Source organism: Paraburkholderia dipogonis (genome assembly GCF_042680985.1).
Taxonomy (GTDB): domain Bacteria; phylum Pseudomonadota; class Gammaproteobacteria; order Burkholderiales; family Burkholderiaceae; genus Paraburkholderia; species Paraburkholderia phytofirmans.
Genome location: NZ_JBHUFR010000016.1, coordinates 435,428 through 455,539 on the forward strand (window position 1 = coordinate 435,428; position 20,112 = coordinate 455,539).

Consider the following 20,112-nt stretch of genomic DNA (forward strand, 5'->3'; position numbering starts at 1 on the left):
TTCACGGGGCTACTGGAGTTCGCCAACCGCGCCTACGATTTGTCCTGACAGCGGCCGAGAATTGACCTGTCGATACGCCGCACCTCACTAACCGGGACACGACCTATGACAGAAGAAGATATCCGCAAGAACGCGTTTGCGATGCCGGTGCACAATCCCGCCTATCCGCGTCCGCCGTTCCGTTTCGTCAATCGGGAATACTTCATCATCTCGTATGAGACGGATATGAATGCGCTTGAGGCTGTTGTTCCCGAGCCGCTGATGGTCGACAAGCCGATCGTTCATTACGAGTTCATTCGCATGCCGGATTCTTCGGGGTTTGGCGACTACACGGAAAGCGGCCAGGTCATTTCAGTTCTCGACGCGGATGGAAATCGCGCCAATTTTACGCACGCCATGTATCTGGATGACGAAGGTCCTATCGCCGGTGGGCGGGAAATCTGGGGATTTCCGAAGAAACTCGCTTCGCCCAAGCTGTGCGTCGACGGCAAGGACACGTTGCTCGGCACGCTCGACTATGGGACGCAGCGTATCGCGACAGGAACGATGGGCTACAAATATCGCGCACTCGATACAGCCGCGGAATGCCGCAAGCTTGCCGACACGCCGAACTATCTGCTCAAGGTCATTCCCCATGTCGACGGGTCGGTGAGAATTTGCGAGCTGGTGCGCTTCTTTTTACGCGATGTCGAGGTTGTCGGTGCGTGGGAAGGTCCGGCAGCGCTCGAACTCAATCCGCACGCACTTGCGTCGGTCGCCGATCTGCCGGTTCGCAGGGTTATCGGCGCACGTCACGTCATTGCTCATCTCACACTCGATGTGGGTGAGGTGGCCTATGACTATCTTGCTCCCGCGGAGTCGATGAAACTCGCGGTCAACCAGTAAAACGTTCACGGAGAGAATATGGCACTGAATGATAAGGTCGCGCTCGTTACGGGCGCGGCAAGCGGCATCGGCGAGCAGTGTGCACGAAAACTCGCGGCGGACGGCGCGACAGTCGTGATTGCGGATCTGAATCTGGTGAACGCGCAAAAGGTTGCTGAAGATATCGTAAGGACCGGTGCTAAAGCCATTGCTATCGGTATGGATGTGACCAGCGAAGAATCAGTCAATTCCGGTGTGGCTGAAACGGTGAGGCGGCTGGGCGGCCTCGACGTTCTCGTCTCGAATGCGGGCATTCAGATCGTCAATCGGATTGAAGAATATCCGTTTGCCGATTGGAAGAAGATGCTTGCGATTCACCTCGACGGCGCGTTTCTCACAACCAAAGCCGCTATCAGGCACATGTACGCCTCCAAAAAAGGCGGCGCGGTGATCTATATGGGCTCGGTACATTCGCACGAGGCGTCGCAGCTCAAGTCCGCCTACGTGACAGCCAAGCACGGGCTTCTCGGTCTCGCTCGCGTTGTCGCGAAGGAAGGCGGTCCGCATGGCGTGCGCGCGAATGTCGTATGTCCTGGCTTCGTCAGGACACCGCTGGTGGACAAGCAGATCCCCGAGCAGGCCAAGGCTCTGGGCATTTCCGAGCAACAGGTGGTGAGCGACGTCATGTTGAAAGACACCGTGGACGGCGAATTCACGTCGCTCGACGATGTCGCCAACACGGTTGCATTCCTGGCCGGCTTCGAGTCGAGCGCGCTCACCGGCCAATCGATCGTGGTCAGTCATGGCTGGTTCATGCAGTAAGGAGGCCCTCATGAATGCGAGCCAGCGTAACGAGCTATTGCAGCCTTCAAAACTGAAACTCCCCTCGTATGACGAAATCGGACTCGTGCTCCAGGGAGGCGGTGCCCTAGGTTCATATCAGGCCGGCGTATATGAAGGCCTGGCCGAATCCGGTGTCGAGCCCACTCGCATCTCGGGCATTTCCATTGGCGCACTGAACACGGCGATCATCGCTGGCAATGCACCCTCGGATCGAGTAGAGGCATTGCGCGGTTTCTGGAACACGATCAGTCAGCCGTCGGATTTCTTCTCGCATGCCGGCGCGCGCGTTCCGGCGTGGCCGGGGTTTGAAGACATAGGCCGCAGATGGTCAAGTGCGTGGGCTGCGACCCGTACCCTGCTGGAAGGTCAGGAGGGCTTCTTCTCACCGCGCGCGCACATGTCTTTGGCGCCGTTCGGCAAAAAGCGCCCCGATCAAATCAGCTATTACGATACGTCCGCATTGCGTGAAACGCTTCTGAGATACGCGAACTTCGATCGAATCAACAACGGCAACGTTCGCGTGTCCGTTGGCGCGGTCAACTTGCGAACGGGCAATCTTGTCTACTTCGATAATTCGGCAATGCGGTTGGCCCCGGAGCATTTCATTGCATCCGGTGCTCTGCCACCGGGTTTTCCGGCGGTCGAGATCGACGGAGAATTTTACTGGGACGGCGGACTTGTCTCCAACACGCCGCTCACCGAGATTATCAAGGAGAGTCAGCACAAGGACACACTCATCTTCCAGGTGGATCTATGGAGTTCTCGCGGCAAATTGCCCGGCGACTTTCTGGACGTCAGCGAGCGTACCAAAGACATTCAGTATTCGAGCCGTACAAGAGCAATTACCGCCTTTATGTCGCAGAAGCAGAAACACGCACAGATGATCAAGGCGCTGCTCGAGCACGTTCCAGAAAACATCCGGCTTGTCCACCCGTTGCTTCGCGAGGCGCAGCAAGTGGCGGACGGCGGCGCGGTAAACGTTGTACACCTGATCTACAAGAACAAGGCGTTCGAGGGGCATTACAAGGACTATGAGTTCAGCAAAGGTACGATGCGCGAGCACTGGGCGAGCGGTCTCGCGGACATCCGCCGGTCCTTCCGACATCCCGAGTGGTTCGATATTCCCAGCCACGAGACTGGTTTTGTCACGCGCGATGTTCACCGCTACCGGCAGGATCATGACGACCTCGCCGGCCCGGTGAAGGACATTGCGCCGCAATCAAAGAGGTTGGCCGAAAAAGAACTATCAGGTGCGAAGTAGCGCTTGTCGGATCTCGTCATGGGGCGTTCATTTTGACTCGTCATAAATACATGAGTCGAACGCCCAGACCTTGACGGGCAGGATGCCAGTCAGTGCCGGGCTCGCTTCGCGCAGCCCGATCCAGGCGAAGCGATGATCGATCGTCAAGACGGGTACAAGTAAGCCGGAAGGAGAGCATCATGTTGTCGCATGAACTGATCGCACGGTATGGCGTGCTAGTCGTATTCCTGAACGTTCTCGGTTCATCGCTTGGCCTGCCACTGCCTGTCATACCGACATTGATCACGGTTGGCGCAGGCATTGCCCTCAGTGCACACGGTGCGTCGCCCATGCTCCTGCATTTCGCGACAATAGTCGGCGCGGCTGTGGCTGGTGGCGTGCTGGGCGATCTGGTCTGGTTTCAGGGCGGTAAAAGGTACGGCGAAAGTACGCTTCACATGGTTTGCAAACTGTCGCTGTCGCGCGAAACCTGCGTCCGCAAAACGGAGCGCTTCTTTGGACGCTGGGGAGTTCGTGTGCTAATCGTTGCACGATTCCTGCCCGGCTTGTCGCTGGTTGCCGTGCCGCTATGCGGTGCGATGGCAGTCAGGTTGCGTTCTTTTATCCTCTACGATTGCGCCGGCGTTGCGCTGTGGGCTTCGGCTGGCTCGACCGTCGGCGCACTGTTTGCGTCGCAGATCGATGGTGTTTTCGCGTTGATCTCTCATTTCGGCTGGGATACGTTGCTCGTGGTTGGCGTCGTGCTGGTGCTCTATGTAGCGTATCGGTACGGCCGCAGAGTTCTGTTGGCAAAAGCGCTCGAGAAGGCGCGGATCAGCGTGGGCGAGTTACATGCTTTGCTGGCCAACAAGCCGCGACCCATCGTGTTCGATATCCGCTCTGCCGAGCGCAGGATGCTCGATCCGTTTGTCATTCCAGGTGCCGTGCTTGTTGACGAACGGAGACTTCAGCAGATTGTCGAGAACTATGGGGCAAACCGGACTCTCGTCATTTATTGCTCGTGTCCAAACGACGTGTCGGCGGCGTGGATGGCCAAGCGGTTGCGACGGGCCGGAGTCAAACTTGCATTGCCGCTTTCCGGTGGCATTGGTGCCTGGCGCGACGCGGGCTTCGACGTCGATCCGATGGTGGTGGAAAACGACACTGCCATTAGTGGAGAAGGGGAGAAGCTCTTCGCGCATTAGTTGTTTGGCCGCGAATCTATTTTGGTGTGCGCCGATTATCCGCGCTTGGAAAAGCGGCGGACCATATCGCGAATGCCGGCACGGGTGCGTCCAAGCGGTACAACCACTATGCCTCTATGACTCGCGTTTTCCATGTCAGACTACTTGCCGCGCCCGACTTGGCGGCAATTGGCAATCGCCGGGTTTTATATCGTACTCGGCTAGCTCCAGGCTGTGAGGCTCTTGGCTTAAAGCGCTTATATAGGGACCAGGTTCAACCGGCGTCACTGCTTTCTGTCGCGATTCCGCCATTCATTTTTTTCTCGATGCATCTCGTGCGGCGAAGTCCCATCGGCAAAGGCGAAGCCGTCGCCGGGTTCTTTCGCAAGGCACTACTCAAGCCGAATCCTCAGTTTTTTCGGTGGCTCGAGCCGCCAGAGACTTCGTTTCCTGTAATAGCATAGCGCCGAATTTGCGTTGAAGAAGTGAGTTTATTTTGATCGTGACCAGAGGCGCGGCAATGAGGCGGAAAAAAGCGAGCGTATCGCAACCAAGAAAGTCACCCAGCCAGGCTCGCTCTGCAAGCACACTCGAAACAGTGTTGGAAGCAACGGTGCAAGTCATTCTGCTAGACGGTCCAAAGAAGCTGACGACCACTCGAGTAGCCTATCGTGCCGGATTTTCTGTCGGCACCGTCTACCAGTATTACGCAAATAAAGATTCGCTCCTCTATGCCGTCGTGCAGCGACATTTGCAGCGAGTGGCAAATGCGGTCGAAGGCGCGTGTCTTGGGCTTCATCGATGTTCACTCGAGCGAATGGTGGCCGGCTTTGTCGACTCGTTCTTTACGGCATCGACGGCGCAGAATCTGGAGGCGAGAGCGTTCTACCTCGTCTGGCCGGAGCTGGATACCGGTGAGCTGGTTCAGGAGACGTATCGTCGACTCGAGTCGGCAACCATTGCGATGCTGGAGAGTTCGAGCCGCCTGGAAGGCGAGCAACTGCCGGTCGTTGCGTTCATGCTGACTTCAACATTACTGGGATCGACACGTCTTGCTTTTGAGCAGCACGCGTCGGATCACCTGATGCAGCTGCTTCGCAAGCAATTGACGACGATGTGCGGCGCTTACGTGTCATCGATAGCCTCAGGACAGTCTCCCCTGAGTAAATGCGGAAACGAGACCTGTGTGAGCGCTGCCGCGCCGGAAGAAAAGAGCATCGACGCAGCGCGTGTCGAGCTGAAAACACCAACGATGGTACAGACGCAATCCTGATGAGTGAGCATGCGACGCGTTGGCATGCCGGCCTCTATTGACCGCTGCATCGAAATTCTCAAAGTCTATCCGGAGCACCGTACGGCCTGACGTGGCGCGTCACGCACGCCGTCCTCCACGCACGTTCCTTTTGGCTGTCTGCCATATTCGCTTACCTGATCTAATCCAAGGGTAAACGCGAGCCGTTGTGCAAGCCAGCATTTTCCCGATTAACTGCAGGCGCCGTGGTCTAGGCATCTAGCCTGCTGCGGTGCTGTCGGCTCCGTCCTGCAGCGCAGCGGAGTTGCAAGACCATGGAATTTATTCGACTCGTTAGCGTTAATGCACACAGGGGCCGTGCTTTCATACGGGATTCGTATTGAAGAGCAAAACTAAATCATTACACTCTCAGGTGGGCGCGCAAGCAGAGAGAGGCGTTAAGGCTCTATTGATCGCCTGATACACGTTTCGCCTGGCGTCGATTGCCGCCTGGCTGATGCCCGTCCACTCCAGTTAGCGGCGCGACCTTCCCGACTCACAAGGAACCGAAATGCCTTCGGACCCGAATTCGAATTCGACAAAAAACGGCGGCGATGCATCCGTTGTCTACGTCATCGACGACGAGGAGCCCATGCGGCTTGCCTTGAGTGCGCTGCTGCGCTCGATCGGCCTGAGTGTCGAGACGTTCGCGTCATCGCGGGAGTTCCTCGCTTTTCCGAAGCACGGCGGACCGAGTTGTCTGATTCTCGATGTCAGACTGCGCGGCGAGAGCGGCCTCGCGTTTCAGCAGGAGCTGGCGGGGAGCGGGTTGCATATGCCGATCCTGTTCATCACTGCCCATGGCGATATCGAAATGACAGTCAAAGCGATGAAAGCCGGCGCGGTGGATTTCATTCCCAAGCCGTTTCGCAACCAGGACCTGATCGATGCTGTGGATCAAGCGCTCAAGCGCGACCGTGAACGGCTTGATGTCGAGCAGGCGAACGGTGCGCTGCGCGCTGCCTACGAGTCGCTTACGCCGAGGGAAAAAGAAGTGATGGGCTTCGTCGTGATGGGACTGATGAACAAGCAGATTGCATCGGAAATGCATCTTAGCGAAATTACCGTCAAGATCCACCGAGGGCAGGCGATGAAGAAAATGGCGGCACGCTCTGTCGCGGACCTCGTACGCAAGGCGGAAGCGCTGAAAAACGAACCGCGCGCCACACGATAGCTGGTTGAGTGTGCGGCGGCCCACCGAGGGCAAGCGTCACGCTTTGCCGCAAACTTGCGCCAGCCAACCTGTAATGGTGGTCGCATCCACCGGTTTTTCTAAAAACGCAGACGCACCGTTTGCGCGAGCTCGTGCCTCGAGTTCAGGGGTTGGGAATGCCGTCACGAAGATGATCGGCGGCGCACAGCCGCGCGCCAGCAGGCGCTCGTGCATTTCGACGCCGGACATGCCGGTCATTTGCACGTCACAAATCAGACAGGCGAGGCGGCCGAGGGCGTCCGCGGCTTGCAGAAAATCCTCCGCGGAAGCGAAAACGCACGTTGGCCAGCCCACCGCGCGAACGACGCTCGCGGTCGCGCAACGGACGGCCTCGTCGTCGTCGACGATGCAGACAACCGGGTTGGTATCCAAAGCTCAGACCTCGACTGTCGCGCGCGAGGCCGCCGGCTCGGCAGGCTTGCGCCGTGAATGCTTAATCGTTACAGACTAGCCCGGAAGCGGCCGGCGCCAAATCATACAGACGTATGGGGGGGGCGCCGCGTCTTGAATTCGGGTGCGCGCAAGCAACAGGCCCGCCCACGTTGCGCTGAAAAAAGTGTTGCGCCAGTCGCAGACTCATCGCGTTAGCGCGCATAGGCTTCAGGACAGCCTCAGGCCGCCATTCCCGCTGCCGATGGTCGGGTTGCTTCAGCGTTAAACCCGCTCAGGCAGTTCAGATCGAGCGCGCGGATCTGCTCGGTCATAAAGTCGATAAAAACACGGATTCGCGTGGGCAAGTGTCGTCGGCTCAGATAGCAGATGTAGTGCCCGCCATCGTCGGGCACGTGCCTCGCCAGTGCCACGACGAGCTCATTGGCGGCAATGTGGTCGCGGATCTGGTAGCTGGCCATCTGCGCAATGCCCGAGCCCTGCAGAACCGCGTGCAAGACCAGGTCGGCATCGTTCAACGTGAGGCGGGCGGTCGGCAGGTATTTGCGCACGTGGCCGTCCACCTTGAATTCCCATTCGAACACCCGCCCGCTGGAGAGTCGGAAGTTGATGCAATCGTGCTGGCACAACTCTTCCAGCGTTTGCGGCAGACCGTGCGCTGCCACGTAGGATGGTGCGGCGCAAAGTGCCATCTGCATCGGAATCAGCTGCTTGGCGATGATGCTCGAATCCTCGATGCGTCCACTGCGGAATGCCACGTCGATCTGCTCGGAGGCGAAGTCCATCGGCCGGTCATCGAGCAGCAGATCGACGGCGATGTCGGGATAGGCCTTGATAAACTGTTCCAGCAACGGTGCCACCACTTTTCTGCCGAAGCCCACCGTCGAACTGATGCGCACCAGGCCGCGAGGCGGTCCCTCGCGAAGCTCCAGCATGTCGTTCATGGCCTCCACGAGGTGCGAGACGCCCTGGTGGCAGTTCTCGAAGAACCGCTGGCCTTCACGCGTCAGTTGCGTGCTGCGCGTGGTGCGCAGGAACAGCCGCGTGCTCAACTGCGTTTCGAGCTTCTGGACGTTGCGGCTCACGGCCGATCTGCCGACGCCCAGACGTTCGCCGGCCTTGGCGAAACTGCCCTCGCTCGCCACCGCCATGAAGGCCATGATGCCCACGTAGCTCGCGGCAATACTGGTGGACAGCGCGTCAGCGCGATTCGGCAAGCCGATTCGAAAGCAGCGTTCCGATGTGTCCGATTGATTCATTTTGCTTTCCAAAAAGGAGAACTGATGCGGCCCGCTGTACCGTCCGCCGCGGCATTCCTGCTGCCGTCACGTGCGCTTCGGTGTCTCGGGCGCGACTGCAGGCTTCCTTTTAATGAAGGGGTTTGCAGCGTCGGATTGCGGACGCCGCTCTTCGTGCGAGACTGGAAGTGATTTCGGCGTGCAACACCAGGTTTTCGCACGACTACCAATCTATGCTCTGGGCAGGGCAAAAAACATTCAACAAACGGCTGGTTTTGTACCTACGAACAAGTGGGGACCCTATACCTGGATATGAGCCGTCGGACATATTTCTGACACAACCAGGCGCAGCAGCTCCGCAGCCTGGTATCGCCATTACGGCTGCTAAGAGTGTGAGGAATGAGGACTGTATGGGGCAGTGCCGAGCCGCCCTCGCATTGAGCAGTGATGACCGGTGAAGCCGGCACAGAACGGTGCTTGAAAACACGGTACGAAGCAGAATGACGAAGTGAAGCGGTGCACGAACGAAGTCACACCTTGCCATGACGATCCGCGCCAATTGTGATTGACGTCGAGCTAATGCGAAAACAGCAAGCCGGCAGATCCAATTGACGATCGGCGTTTGCAAGGCCCTTCGTGCAAGAAGCCCGGTCACGACGATGCCGGTCCGCGACCGGAACGCTCCGAAGGCCCCAGCGAAAGAAGCGCATGCGGAGTCAGTCAACAACGGTCACGATATTGACGGCTCCCTGTCTGGCCATTTTTGCATACGGACACAGGCGCTCGGCATTGCGAACCAGCTCTTCCACGCGCTGTCGCTCAACGCCCGGCATTCGGACCCGGATGTCGATGGCTAATGCATAGCCTCCATCGACCGGATCGCGACCGAACGAAACCTGCACCTCCACGGCAGTATTGCTGATCTCCATCGCGGCGCGACTTCCAAGCAAGTTCAGCGCCCCGTGAAAGCATGCTGCGAAGCCCGCGGCGAACAACTGTTCGGGGTTGGTCCCGGTGCCCGGTCCTCCCAGTTCATTGGGCAGCCGCAGATCCAGAACGAGATTTCCGTCATCTGACCGGGCCACGCCCGACGCGCGGCCGTGCCCCGTCTCGCCACCGGAAACGGTGACAGTCGTTGTGTACAGCGGCTCGAAATCCTGGCCGCGATACCGGTCGAGGAGGGAAAGCGGTGGTGGTTGCAGCTTGTTGTTGTCCATGATGTCTTCTCGAGATCGGTGACTCGCGTTCTACTGTCCGCCGCCCATTCGTCGAAACCTACGGTGTCAGCACTGAAAGATGGTCAGGACGGCATCATCTTCGAATCACGGCAACGTGCGTCATTTCATCCAGGTGTTCACGGACAGCGCGATGCGTGGGTGAATCTCCTGAGGATCCCTGAGCCAATAGTAGTCGAGCGCAAATCATGGCGATAGTGCCGACCGCGGACTCTCGGTGTTTCCGGATTGGCACCAATCCAAATCAGCAGATGAAAGCGGAATACCCTCGCGGTGGTTGCACGCCTAGGCAACCGCCGCTGCTCCCAGCAGATCCGCTTCAAAATTAGCAACCGTCACGGACGCCGATGCGTCACATCACCCCGGCTAGCCACAGCGCGACATTGACACAATATCGATGGGTGTCCCGCAGCGCGTGCGGCTGTTCCCGCATTCCTCTGCCAGGCGGTTCAGTGACGAAACATGGACAACCAAGTTCGGTGGCCCAGTTGTAGTCGGCGAAATGATGAAAGGTGCTTTGGGCGACCGCGGGGCCTCCGCGAATCGACGGTTCGAATGCGACAGCAAGATTGAAGAGTTTCCCCGTCACCTTGCTTTTGCCTTGTGCGATGACTCGAGCATCTTCGCCATCGGGCGCGCAGACGGCGCCCTCGTGGGGGTGAGCTGGCAGGAAGCGGATCGAGCCGGTTGGCGAGTCAGGGTCCGTCAATAGCGGATGCGCGGGGGCGACGATCGATACTTCCTGAAAGTCGCCGTTTGCTCCCGAGTGAAAATTGGGCCAGGAAATGTGCGTCGTGTACTGATCATCGATCATGCGTCTGGACCGGTCGGGATCCAGATTGCGCGTGTGAAAATGATGTGCTTTGCCCACTCCGCCCAGACTGCAGAGCGAGCTGCCCAGGTCCATGTGATCCCTGGTCGCCAGCAAGCCACGGCCGGCCTCCCGGAACCGTGTAATTCCCGCGCAGTCCTCGGAAGTCAGCCCGTCCCCTTCGTCGACGGCAAACAGCCACAGTTGATCGAATTCGCTCTCATCGAGTCGAGAAAGAATAGGGTCCGGCTGTCCGCGCGACTCGCGGTCCCGAGCCACGACGTTGAACCTCACCTGCTCCTTGGGATCTCGATAGGTCCGCAATAATTCGGTCAATAGGCTAAACCGGGCTATCGACCAGTCGTCGGCCGTAAACGGAATGGTCGTTTGGAGCAGGATTTGAATGGTACGCATGATGGCGGGTCAATTGAATCAATCACGTCAATCAATCAGGGAGCACTAGCGGCTGCTTAATGAGCATTGCCGTGGATGGCATCCACACACCTTGGGACGGCGCAGCAGCAACCTCGTGGCCGTCCCGCCGCAGAACGGTCATGACTTGTGAGCTTGCCAGGCCTCTACTGCCGATGACGACGATCTTCATAACTCGTTCTCTTGCATTGGCGATCGGGACGACCCCCGCATGTGCGTCTCGCCGACTCGATGTGTCCAGAGCATGCGCGATATACACGTCGATATCGTAGTGCGGATGTCGGATGTTGCGATAGTCTCGCGGACGGTCACATGGTGTTGCCCGCCCCGCACCAATCAACGACGAAACTCACCGCGGCCAGCGGGCCACTTATTCGAACAGCCTCACGGCCTATATTCGGAGCGGCGCCGTTGCGCCGGTCAGATTTGACGTTGCACTCACGACAACGTAGTGGTTCCCCGAATCGATCTTCCAGGCCGCACTGTTGATGGATAGCGTGGGAACATTCCCACTGACGTATCTCTCACGGAGGTTGATATGAGGTCGACATTCTGTCTTCGCACGACGCTTTGCTATTCGGCGTTCATTGCGATGATGCCGGCGATAGCGATCGCAGCGCCATTTACCGTCAAAGTCGATGATCTGAATCGCGGCCAGTTCGCGAACGAACAGGTGTACGGAGGATTCGGATGTCACGGAGCTAACGTATCGCCGCACATTTCATGGTCCAACGTTCCGCGGGGAACCAAAAGCATTGTTGTAACGATTCACGACGTCGACGCGCCGACAGAGGGGCTCGGATGGACTCACTGGCAAGTCGCGAACATACCGGCGTCGGAGTCGTCGCTTGAGAAGGGTGCTTCGGGCACGGCCAGCTTAATGCCGACCGGCGCCGTCGAAACGTTGACGGATTTTGGCGAGTCCAAATACGGCGGACCCTGTCCTCCTCAAGGAGAGTCGCATCGTTACGTCGTGACAGCATCTGCTCTCGCTGTCTCCCATATCGATGTGAGTTCGGCATCGAGCGCTGCGCTCGTCGCTTATCAGATGCATGGCAAGGTTCTCGGCAGGGCACAGTATGTTGCGAAATACCGTCGGCCGCCGGGCTGAGCAGAGTGAATGCAAACTGGCCTGAGCGCGCTCGGCGCATATTCGAGTAGACGTGGAAAACTATGGCAGCGCCCTTGAAAGTTCGCTCAAGTCAGCCCAACAATCGAGGGTGCCTTACTGCCAGGTGTATTTGGCGTTGGCTAGCAGCGTTCGCCCATTGCCGAATGCGCAGACCGAGTACGATTGGCAGCCGCTGATGTAGTGGCGGTCGAACAGGTTTGCCGCGTTCAGCATGAAACGCCAGTCGCGCATCTGATAGTGGAGTGCCGCGTCGTACAGCGTATAGCTTGCGACCGTCAGCGAGTTGTCCGGCGCCCCCGCGGACGCGCTCTGGTAGCGAATCCCACCGCCGATCCCGAAGCCCGCGAGCGCTCCTGTATGCCATGTCCAGTCGGTCCACAGCGACGCCATCTGGCGAGGGCGGGGAATGTCGACCGGCCAGTTGTTCAGCGACGCGTCGTTCGCCTTTACGTTTTTCACGTCCTGATAGACGTACGACGCGATAACGGACAACTCGCGCGTCACGTTTCCGACCGCGCTCAGTTCGATGCCGCGTGAGCGCACCTCTCCCGTCTGCACGGAAGACGTTCCCGTGGGATCGAGATTCGTCGGCGCCGGTGTCACGACGTTGGTCTGGTTGATCTGATAGACGGCTGCGCTCAGCATCAGGTTCTTGCCGGACGGCTGCCAGCGCAGGCCGGCCTCGATCTGCCTGCCGCGCGTCGGCTCGGGCAATCCACCGCCGAACATCTTCACACCGATAACCGGATTGAACGATGTCGAATAGCCGATGTATGGCGACAGTCCATAGTCGCCCTCGTACGTGAGGCCGACGCGTCCGGAAAACGCGCTGACATCCTGTTTCGTTTGCGTACCGGCCTCGTGGTCGTCCAGATGCGTGTCGACCCAATCCTCGCGGCCGCCGAACGTCAAGGTCCAGCGATTCCATTTGAGCTGGTCCTGCGCGTACACGCCGAACGTGTTCATCGTGGTGTACTGATCCTGGCGGCCGAGCGACGCGGGGCTCGAGAAGATCGCACTCGTGACCGGCGTGTAGACCGGATTGTAGATGTTCAGCTCGGGCGCCAACGCGAGCCACACGCTGTTGGTCGCCGTCTGCCGGTTGTACTGAAACCCGAGCAGCACGATATGCTCGAGCTGGCCGGAACCAAAGCGTGCCTGCGCGTTGTTGTCGATGTCGAAGCGGCTGTAGTTGGGCTGAAACAGCCCTGCATAACGTGTTATATCGGTCGTGCTGCCCTGGGCAAGACCGCCGCCAAAGACCGACGCGTCACTGAGAGAAAGATGCATCCAGCGCAGGTTCTGGCTTAACGTCCAGATGGAATCGAGATCGTGCGAGAACTGGTAGCCGAGGGACCACTGCTTCTTGCGGTAGTCATTGAATGTAGGGTCTCCCGTGTAGACGTCATGCGATAACTGCCCATTCGGGTTGGTCACTACCGTGCCGTGCGCGGGCAGGAAGTTATGCGAAATATCATTCCAGTCCTGCAGGTAGGTCGCCGTGAGCGTCAGCGAAGTGCCGGAATCCGGCCGCCAGCGAAACGACGGCGCAAGCGCGACGCGCTGGTCCGCATTCGGTCCGGTCACCGCGTTGCCATCGCGCGCGTCGCCAACGAAGCGATACGCGTACTTGCCATCGGCGTCGAGCCTGTCGCCGATGTCGAGCATGATCTGCTTGCGCGCATAGTTGCCGAACTGCACATCCGCCTCACGCACGCGCTCGCCGTCGGCTCGCCTGGTTTGCACGTCGACGATCGCGCCGGGATCTCCGGCCCCGTACAGAACCGATGTCGGCCCACGTAGCACCGTGATGCTGTCGATCGTGTACGGGTCGATACGCCAACTCGCGATGGGTGTTGTATTCGGCGCTTGCAATCCGTCGATGAACAAGGTGGGCGTAAAGCCGCGCAGCACCGCATACAGGTCTGTGCGGCTGTCGGATCCGAACGATGCGAAGCCTGGCACGTAGCGCAGCGCCTGGTTGAGGTCGGTTGCGCCAGTCATTTCGATCTGCTGCTCGGTGACGACGTTGATCGTTTGCGGAACTTCGGTGATCGGCGTGTCGGTCTTCGTGCCGGTCGCGGTGCGTTTGCCGACGAGCCCGACCGACGCCGCGTTCGCCGCGTCTTGCACTTTGATCTCCGACAGCGTGACCTCGGGTTTCACCTTGTCGTTCGCTGATTGTGCCACCTGTGCATACGCATGACCGGCTGTCGCCGCGCAAACCATCCCGTTCACTGCCACTGTGATCGCACGCTGCCTTGCCCCGGTTGTCCATACCATCTTCTGCTGCTCCATTTTCTTGGCAGCCTGCCCGGCCGACCCATTTGTCAAAGAGCGGCAGCCGTCCGGCCGCCGCCTCATTTTTCCGCGGTGAGCGTCGCACGCTTCAGTGGCGTGGCTCTGTTCGTTGAATTGCGCACGAGTGTTTCGGGGATACCGGCCGAAGTTGCACTGGCTTGAAAGCAGCCAGGGCTGCGTTAGCAGGCGCGTGAGCCTTCGTACGTTTCGTGCGGTGCGAGAGCACGAGCCTCGATGGCTGGGAAATCCAACGCTTCGAGGCAATGCCGCATGTCGGTCAGAAACGCGACGCAGGTGGGGTGAGCGTTGGTCATGTTGTCTATCCATCGCTCGATGTCAGTCAGGCGTCCGTTCTTCGCAAGAACGGCCAGTTCCCGGCGATCGCTTTCTGGAGGAACGGCAACGGCGAGCCCGTGTTTGCGTTGTGAGCGAACAGGAATTGAACCGCCAGAAGCGTGCTCTACGATGTTCGACTGCAGCGCATCCTCATCTGCCGCAGATGGAACGATGAGGTCGAAGGTAAACGAGGTGCCGCGATGCGGCGCACTTGACACGCGCAAGTCGCCGCCCATGGTGTTGACAATGCGCTGCGCGATAATCAGGCCAAGTCCCGTGCTGCCGTTCACAGCCTGTATCCGGCGAAAAGCCGCAAAGAGTTTCGACTGCGCTTCGATGTCGATGCCGATGCCGGTATCAGAGACTTCAAAACTCATGTGCCATTGACCGTCCTGCAGGCGCGTGCTCACCGTCATCGTGACGAAGCCGTCACGGGTGAACTTTGACGCGTTCGAGAGCAGGTTGAGCAGTACCTGTTGTAGCCGGCGGCCGTCGATCGTCAGTCGGCGTGGCAACGGCGTCAGTGCCTGATAGTTGAACTGGTTGTTCAACTGCGAGCAGAGGGCGAGCGCGTACTCTGCAATGTCATCGAGAAGTGCAGGCAGGTCGGTTGCGACCGGAGCGATCTCCAACGGCTGCAACTCGGTTTTCGCATACCCGACCAGTTCGTCGATCAGGCCGAGTTGATAGTTCACGCTGCGCTCGATTGCCAGGATCGGCTTAACCTGCTTCGAATCCGCTAGTTCCCGCAGCTGTCTGGCATAACCCGTGATCGTAGCAAGCGGCGCACGGAGGTCATGACTCACGTAGCCCAAGGTTTCGATCAGTTGCTGGTTTTTCTCCTCGGCGTACAGCAATGCTTCGTTCAACTCCAGTGTGCGCTGCGCAACCTGTTCGCGTAGGCGGTCGTGTTCGGTTCTTTGCCAGTCTGCGAGTGCAGTTCTTGCCGCTATTCGCTGCTTTCCGACGTGGTTTATCCACGCTGCAAGCACAATGAGGTTGGTGGCCAAACCAATGATTGCAACGACGGGGTTCGGATGAATGTCGGACTTCAACCAGGCGAGCGCCGTCGGCAAAGAGCCAAGCGTTTCGAGCATGCGCAACGCAAAGCTGAACAGCGAGAAGATCATGACGAGCAGCATGATCCGCGCGGTGGGAGTTGACTGACGCGCGAGGTGTGCGGCAATAATCACCGTGAAAACGCCGAACAGTGCATTGACATACACACCGACTTGCGCGAACACGAATAGATTGCCGAATGCGGCGCCTATCGCTGCGACACACTCAAGCAGCGCAAACCCGAACAGTATGTAGCGTGCGGGCAGGTTGGCTTGTTCACTGCGAGAGATGCGCAAGATGAATACGATGAACAGCAGGACGGCAGTACATCCGAGTACCGTCACACTTCTGGCGCTCCAGCCGGTCGCGAACGGCCACAGATAAATCTTCGTATAGCCGCGATCCGCGGCTTCGAACAGTGCTGTCATGGCGCACAGCGCGGCCAGTACAAGGAACGAAACACTGCGGGAAAAATAAGCGATGAGCAACGCGCACCATGCGAGGGCGAGCGTGCCGCCAATCAATCCGCCGTCCCAGAGCGCTGCGCGCATCTGCAGCGCGTCGTATGCCGCTGCGGAATACAGTTTCGGTTCGAGTGTGAGCGCAGTATCGCTGGCTGCCCGGATGAGAAAGAGGCGCTGTTCACCCGGAGCAAGCGTGAAGTTCATCAACCGATACCGCGCCGCAGAGGGCTGGGGCACTGAGCGAGCGGGATCGATGCCGGCATATGTCCAGTGGTTGCCGGACCGGGACCCGGTGTAAAAGTCTACTGTCAAAAGGCGCGCGTCCGGGAACACGAGCACGAGTGGAAGGGCTGTTGAGCCACTATTGCTCACCGACATGCGCAGCCACCATGCCGAACGGGTGAACCCTGGCGTGAATCGACTCCGCTCCATGGGACGGAAGCCTGGCGCGGACCCCGCGGACAGTGTGAGGATATCGTCCAGGTTCATCTTGCCCGAGACGTCTTCGAATACCTGCAGTTGATCCAGAGTGGGAACTTCTTGTGTCCGCGCGCCCGAGGTGTCGAGACCGATGGCCGACGAATGGGTGGTCCACCAGCTCAGACACAAGAACAATAAGCGAAGCCACCGGGTCGTCGTCATGATGTCGTCACTCTGCCTCGAGGGCGGATGCCACGGTGTCAGCCAGATCCCGGCTGCGAAATTCCTCCCGATAGCTCGACGGTGGCATACCGAATCGTTCGCGAAACGCAGTGGCAAAATTCGCGGCACTGGAAAAGCCGATTTCTTCGGCAATGCTGGCAATGCTCAATGACGTGCTGCTCAACAGCTTTTGTGCGATCCGCAGCCGTTCGTCCCGAAGATGCTCGAAGACTGTCTTGCCGAGGTTGTCCCTAAACGCACGCGACAGTCGTTTTTCATTGGTCCCCACCAGGCGCGCGAGTTGTTCGACCGTCGGCGCGTCGTTCAGCCTCTGCGACAAGTGCCGGACGGCCGCACGAACGATGACGCTGTTGCCCGTGAAGTCCGAGACGGACACTTCCTGATCGGCATACCGGTTGCCGCGTGTTCGGGCGAGGTGAACGCGAATCCGTGCGAGTACCTCGTCTGGCTCGAAAGGCTTCAATACGTAGTCCACGCCCCCGATTTCCAGCCCGTTGATCCGATCCTGAAGGTCTCCGGCAACGGTGAGGAATATGACTGGAATCCCAGAAGTGCGAGGGTCCGCGGCAAGCAGCCGGCAGGCGGCGAATCCATCCATGCGTGGCATCCGGACGTCCATCAGGATCAGATCGGGTGAGATCGCGAGGGCCCGCTGATAAGCCTGTGACCCGTCGAATCCGACGCTGATCCGGCACCCGGCGTTGCGCAGCACGTCGATTAGCAATCGAAGCTGATCCGGCTGGTCGTCTACCAGAAGTAGATGGGCGTCCGTGAGGGCACTGTTTCGGGGCGACATCGTGTAGGCGAAATGAGCTGACGGGTGAACTTCTGATTAACGGCGGCGAATCGCGCGGCTTGAGTTTCGCGAGGATCGGTCGCCATCTTAGTGCCGCGAAGAGTACCAGATTGTTAATTCAATTTAAATCGAGCGGTTTGCGCACGAATAGCAAAAGAATTTTCCCTCCGGCAAAGCATTTCGTCCCTCCGGCAAAACGATTGCCGCAATAACGCTGCACATAATTCCTCGCGGCCTTACACAAAATTGCCAACTAATACATTTGTAAGCATGGGCGCAGTGGCGTGTTTCCGGCGGTAGAGCGGGACGGAGACCGGATATGGATCCTTTCATTGACTATCAGACAAGCGAGAGCGGAACGTAATGAACAAGAGCCGATATAAGTTGATTTGGAATCGTCGAGTTGGCACGCTGGTCGCTGCAGCCGAGACGCAGCGCGGCGTGCAGGGCGAGCCGGGGCAAGCAGAAATGGGTAAGATCGCTATCCCACTGAAATCAAAGGCGGCGCTGGCAGTACTGACGGCAGCGATACTGCTGCCGGTGGGGCAGGCGTACGCAGATAACCTCGCTGTCGGTGGCGAAAACGCTGGTCAGACTGCGACCGTCGGGGGCGCCACGGCGCCCCCCGCGAGCACGGGCGGAGTGTTCCCCGCGGTCGCTGGTGCGGACGGTTCAAGCCAGAATACGGCTGTCGGCATAAATGTTTCGGCGCAAGGCGGTGCCGCGACGGCAGTGGGTGATACGGTCACAGCGAATGGCACGAATGCCACGGCGGTCGGCGCCAATTCGGTCGCAAATGGCACGAGAGCCGTTGCGATCGGCGGCGGGGCGACCACGACGACCGGCGACGCGACTGCAATCGGTGCTCTTGCACACACTACTTCTGAATTTTCAACGGCTGTCGGTACCAATAGTTCGGCCGCTGGCGGAACGGCGCTGGGTTTCCAGGCAAGTGCGAACGCGTCTGACGCTACGGCAGTCGGTGTGGATTCCGTTGCATCGGGGATCGGTAGCGTTGCCGTTTCCCGCGCACAGGCAACTGCCCAGAACGCAATCGCTATTGGCGAGAATGCCTCGGCAATTGCTGTGAATTCCGTAGCAGTCGGCCCGGCGGCGACGGCAAGCAATGTAGGTGCTTTGGCAGTAGGCCAAGGGGCGAACTCGAGCGGCCTCGTCTCAACCGCACTGGGTTTCGCAGCGACGGCAAGCGGCAACAGCGCGACGGCGCTCGGCGACGCAAGCTTGGCGAGCGGGGGATCGGCCATTGCAATTGGTCAGTCGACAACCGCATCCGCCCTCACTTCTGTCGCGGTCGGATTTAGTGCGAAGGCAACATCGGCCGACGCGATTGCGCTGGGCACTGTCGCACAAGCGACAGGCGCCAACTCAATTGCGATTGGTAACGCGGCGGTGGCTTCGACTGCAGACTCGACAGCGCTCGGTTCCGGTGCGGTCACCCGTGCGGCCACGAACGTGAGTAGCGTCACGCTGAACGGCGTCACCTTCGGTGGCTTCGCGGGGGCGGCGCCGACCGGCGTCGTGAGTATTGGCGCGGTCGGTCAGGAACATCAGTTGCAAAATGTCGCCGCCGGTCGAATCAGCGCCACCAGCACGGACGCGGTGAACGGCTCGCAGCTTTTCTCGATCGCTTCGCAGGTTTCGGCGCTCTCGACCAATCTGGCGTCGATCACCACTACGATCGACAAGATCTCGACATCCGGTTCGAATGGCACGGCCACTGACGATACCGGCACCGCAGTGGGCAAAAATTCGGTGGTGTCAGTTCCGAACGGAACCGCCGTGGGCAACGGTGCGAACGTTTCGGGTCAAGACGGTACGGCCATCGGCACGAACGCGACAGTCACGGCTGCACGCGCAACCGCCATCGGCACGAATTCCAAAGTCACGGGGACGGACTCGACTGCCATCGGCACCAACAGCCAAGCCACCGCGAATAATTCGGTTGCCTTGGGTGCAAATTCAGTCGCGGACCGGGACAACACGGTTTCGGTCGGTGCGCCGGGTGCTGAGCGTCAGATCACCAACGTTGCAGACGGTACGGCTCCGACGGACGCCGTCAACGTGCGACAGCTGAACAGCGCGATCAACAGCGTTCGCGATGACATGCAGAAATATCGCCGTGACGCGAGCGCTGGCACAGCGTCCGCAATCGCCATGGCGAATTTGCCGCAAGCTGTATTGCCGGGTGAGAAGGTGGTCGCACTCGCAGGCGGCAACTACGGTGGACAATCCGCAATGGCTGTCGGGCTGTCGGTCGCGACGCAGAAGTGGATGGTGAAAGGCTCCGTCACGACGGGCGTTTCGGGTCACGGTTCCGTGGGGGCGGGTGCCGGCGTCGGCTACCGCTGGTAAATAGCTCGACTGTGTTCCGCTGCTGCCGCCCTTGTGCCGCAGCAGCGGCAGACAGGCAAGGAATAGAGAACCTGCCAGGCCGGCCTCCCGAATGGATTTCTTTTTCCTTCTCCTTAACTGCCTGGCATTTTTTAATGCACGTTGCTACACGCAAATGGCGTTAAAAAAATAGAGAAATAATTGCAGTTTTCCTGAAATGGTTGTCAGGAAATCCTGACCATTTCCGGAGTCGCTAATCGAGTTAATG

At 59.1% G+C, this 20,112-nt stretch carries 15 protein-coding genes; 8 read left to right on the plus strand and 7 right to left on the minus strand.

Going from position 1 to position 20,112, the window contains the following annotated elements:
- The first annotated feature begins 105 nt into the window (after positions 1-105).
- The 6 genes from ACFSNN_RS22120 (at position 106) to ACFSNN_RS22145 (ending at position 6,596) form a co-directional block, all read left to right on the plus strand.
- Positions 106-885, plus strand: a complete 780-nt coding sequence (locus ACFSNN_RS22120) for an acetoacetate decarboxylase (RefSeq protein ID WP_134455738.1) — start codon at positions 106-108, stop codon at positions 883-885.
- An 18-nt stretch (positions 886-903) separates the two neighbouring features.
- Positions 904-1,686: a 3-hydroxybutyrate dehydrogenase gene (locus tag ACFSNN_RS22125; RefSeq protein WP_134455739.1), complete on the plus strand. Its 783-nt coding sequence runs from the start codon at positions 904-906 to the stop codon at positions 1,684-1,686.
- Positions 1,687-1,696: 10 nt separating this feature from the next.
- On the plus strand, positions 1,697-2,968 hold the full coding sequence (locus ACFSNN_RS22130) for a DUF3734 domain-containing protein (RefSeq protein ID WP_134455740.1): 1,272 nt from the start codon (positions 1,697-1,699) through the stop codon (positions 2,966-2,968).
- A gap of 179 nt (positions 2,969-3,147) precedes the next feature.
- Complete coding sequence (locus ACFSNN_RS22135; RefSeq protein WP_134455741.1) at positions 3,148-4,152, plus strand: DedA family protein/thiosulfate sulfurtransferase GlpE; 1,005 nt, start codon at positions 3,148-3,150, stop codon at positions 4,150-4,152.
- A 592-nt stretch (positions 4,153-4,744) separates the two neighbouring features.
- Positions 4,745-5,404 carry a TetR/AcrR family transcriptional regulator gene (locus ACFSNN_RS22140; RefSeq protein ID WP_208949456.1) on the plus strand — a complete coding sequence of 220 codons (660 nt, stop codon included), beginning with the start codon at positions 4,745-4,747 and terminating at the stop codon, positions 5,402-5,404.
- A gap of 529 nt (positions 5,405-5,933) precedes the next feature.
- Positions 5,934-6,596, plus strand: a complete 663-nt coding sequence (locus ACFSNN_RS22145; protein WP_134455743.1) for a response regulator transcription factor — start codon at positions 5,934-5,936, stop codon at positions 6,594-6,596.
- Between the two features lie 36 nt (positions 6,597-6,632).
- On the opposite strand, the gene ACFSNN_RS22150 is transcribed toward ACFSNN_RS22145, so the two are convergent.
- The 4 genes from ACFSNN_RS22150 to ACFSNN_RS22165 form a co-directional block, all read right to left on the minus strand.
- Positions 6,633-7,007, minus strand: a complete 375-nt coding sequence (locus tag ACFSNN_RS22150) for a response regulator transcription factor (protein ID WP_134455744.1) — start codon at positions 7,005-7,007, stop codon at positions 6,633-6,635.
- A 239-nt stretch (positions 7,008-7,246) separates the two neighbouring features.
- Positions 7,247-8,284 carry a LysR family transcriptional regulator gene (locus ACFSNN_RS22155; RefSeq protein ID WP_134455745.1) on the minus strand — a complete coding sequence of 346 codons (1,038 nt, stop codon included), beginning with the start codon at positions 8,282-8,284 and terminating at the stop codon, positions 7,247-7,249.
- A gap of 695 nt (positions 8,285-8,979) precedes the next feature.
- Positions 8,980-9,480: an Ohr family peroxiredoxin gene (locus ACFSNN_RS22160; RefSeq protein ID WP_134455746.1), complete on the minus strand. Its 501-nt coding sequence runs from the start codon at positions 9,478-9,480 to the stop codon at positions 8,980-8,982.
- A gap of 370 nt (positions 9,481-9,850) precedes the next feature.
- On the minus strand, positions 9,851-10,723 hold the full coding sequence (locus ACFSNN_RS22165) for a hypothetical protein (RefSeq protein ID WP_134455747.1): 873 nt from the start codon (positions 10,721-10,723) through the stop codon (positions 9,851-9,853).
- Between the two features lie 556 nt (positions 10,724-11,279).
- Between ACFSNN_RS22165 and ACFSNN_RS22170 the strand changes: the two genes are divergently transcribed.
- Positions 11,280-11,852: a YbhB/YbcL family Raf kinase inhibitor-like protein gene (locus ACFSNN_RS22170; protein ID WP_134455748.1), complete on the plus strand. Its 573-nt coding sequence runs from the start codon at positions 11,280-11,282 to the stop codon at positions 11,850-11,852.
- Positions 11,853-11,966: 114 nt separating this feature from the next.
- Here ACFSNN_RS22170 and ACFSNN_RS22175 read toward each other — a convergent pair whose 3' ends face one another.
- From ACFSNN_RS22175 to ACFSNN_RS22185, 3 genes are all read right to left on the minus strand, one after another.
- Positions 11,967-14,156 (minus strand): TonB-dependent siderophore receptor, encoded by a 2,190-nt coding sequence (locus ACFSNN_RS22175; protein ID WP_134455749.1) that lies wholly within the window; start codon positions 14,154-14,156, stop codon positions 11,967-11,969.
- A 197-nt stretch (positions 14,157-14,353) separates the two neighbouring features.
- Positions 14,354-16,675: a sensor histidine kinase gene (locus ACFSNN_RS22180; RefSeq protein ID WP_134458782.1), complete on the minus strand. Its 2,322-nt coding sequence runs from the start codon at positions 16,673-16,675 to the stop codon at positions 14,354-14,356.
- 7 nt (positions 16,676-16,682) lie between these two features.
- Positions 16,683-17,492, minus strand: a complete 810-nt coding sequence (locus ACFSNN_RS22185) for a response regulator transcription factor (protein ID WP_134455750.1) — start codon at positions 17,490-17,492, stop codon at positions 16,683-16,685.
- Between the two features lie 363 nt (positions 17,493-17,855).
- On the opposite strand from ACFSNN_RS22185, the gene ACFSNN_RS22190 reads away from it, so the two are divergent.
- Entirely contained in the window at positions 17,856-19,865 is a 2,010-nt protein-coding gene (locus tag ACFSNN_RS22190) for a YadA family autotransporter adhesin (protein ID WP_134455751.1), read from the plus strand.
- Positions 19,866-20,112: the final 247 nt, after the last annotated feature.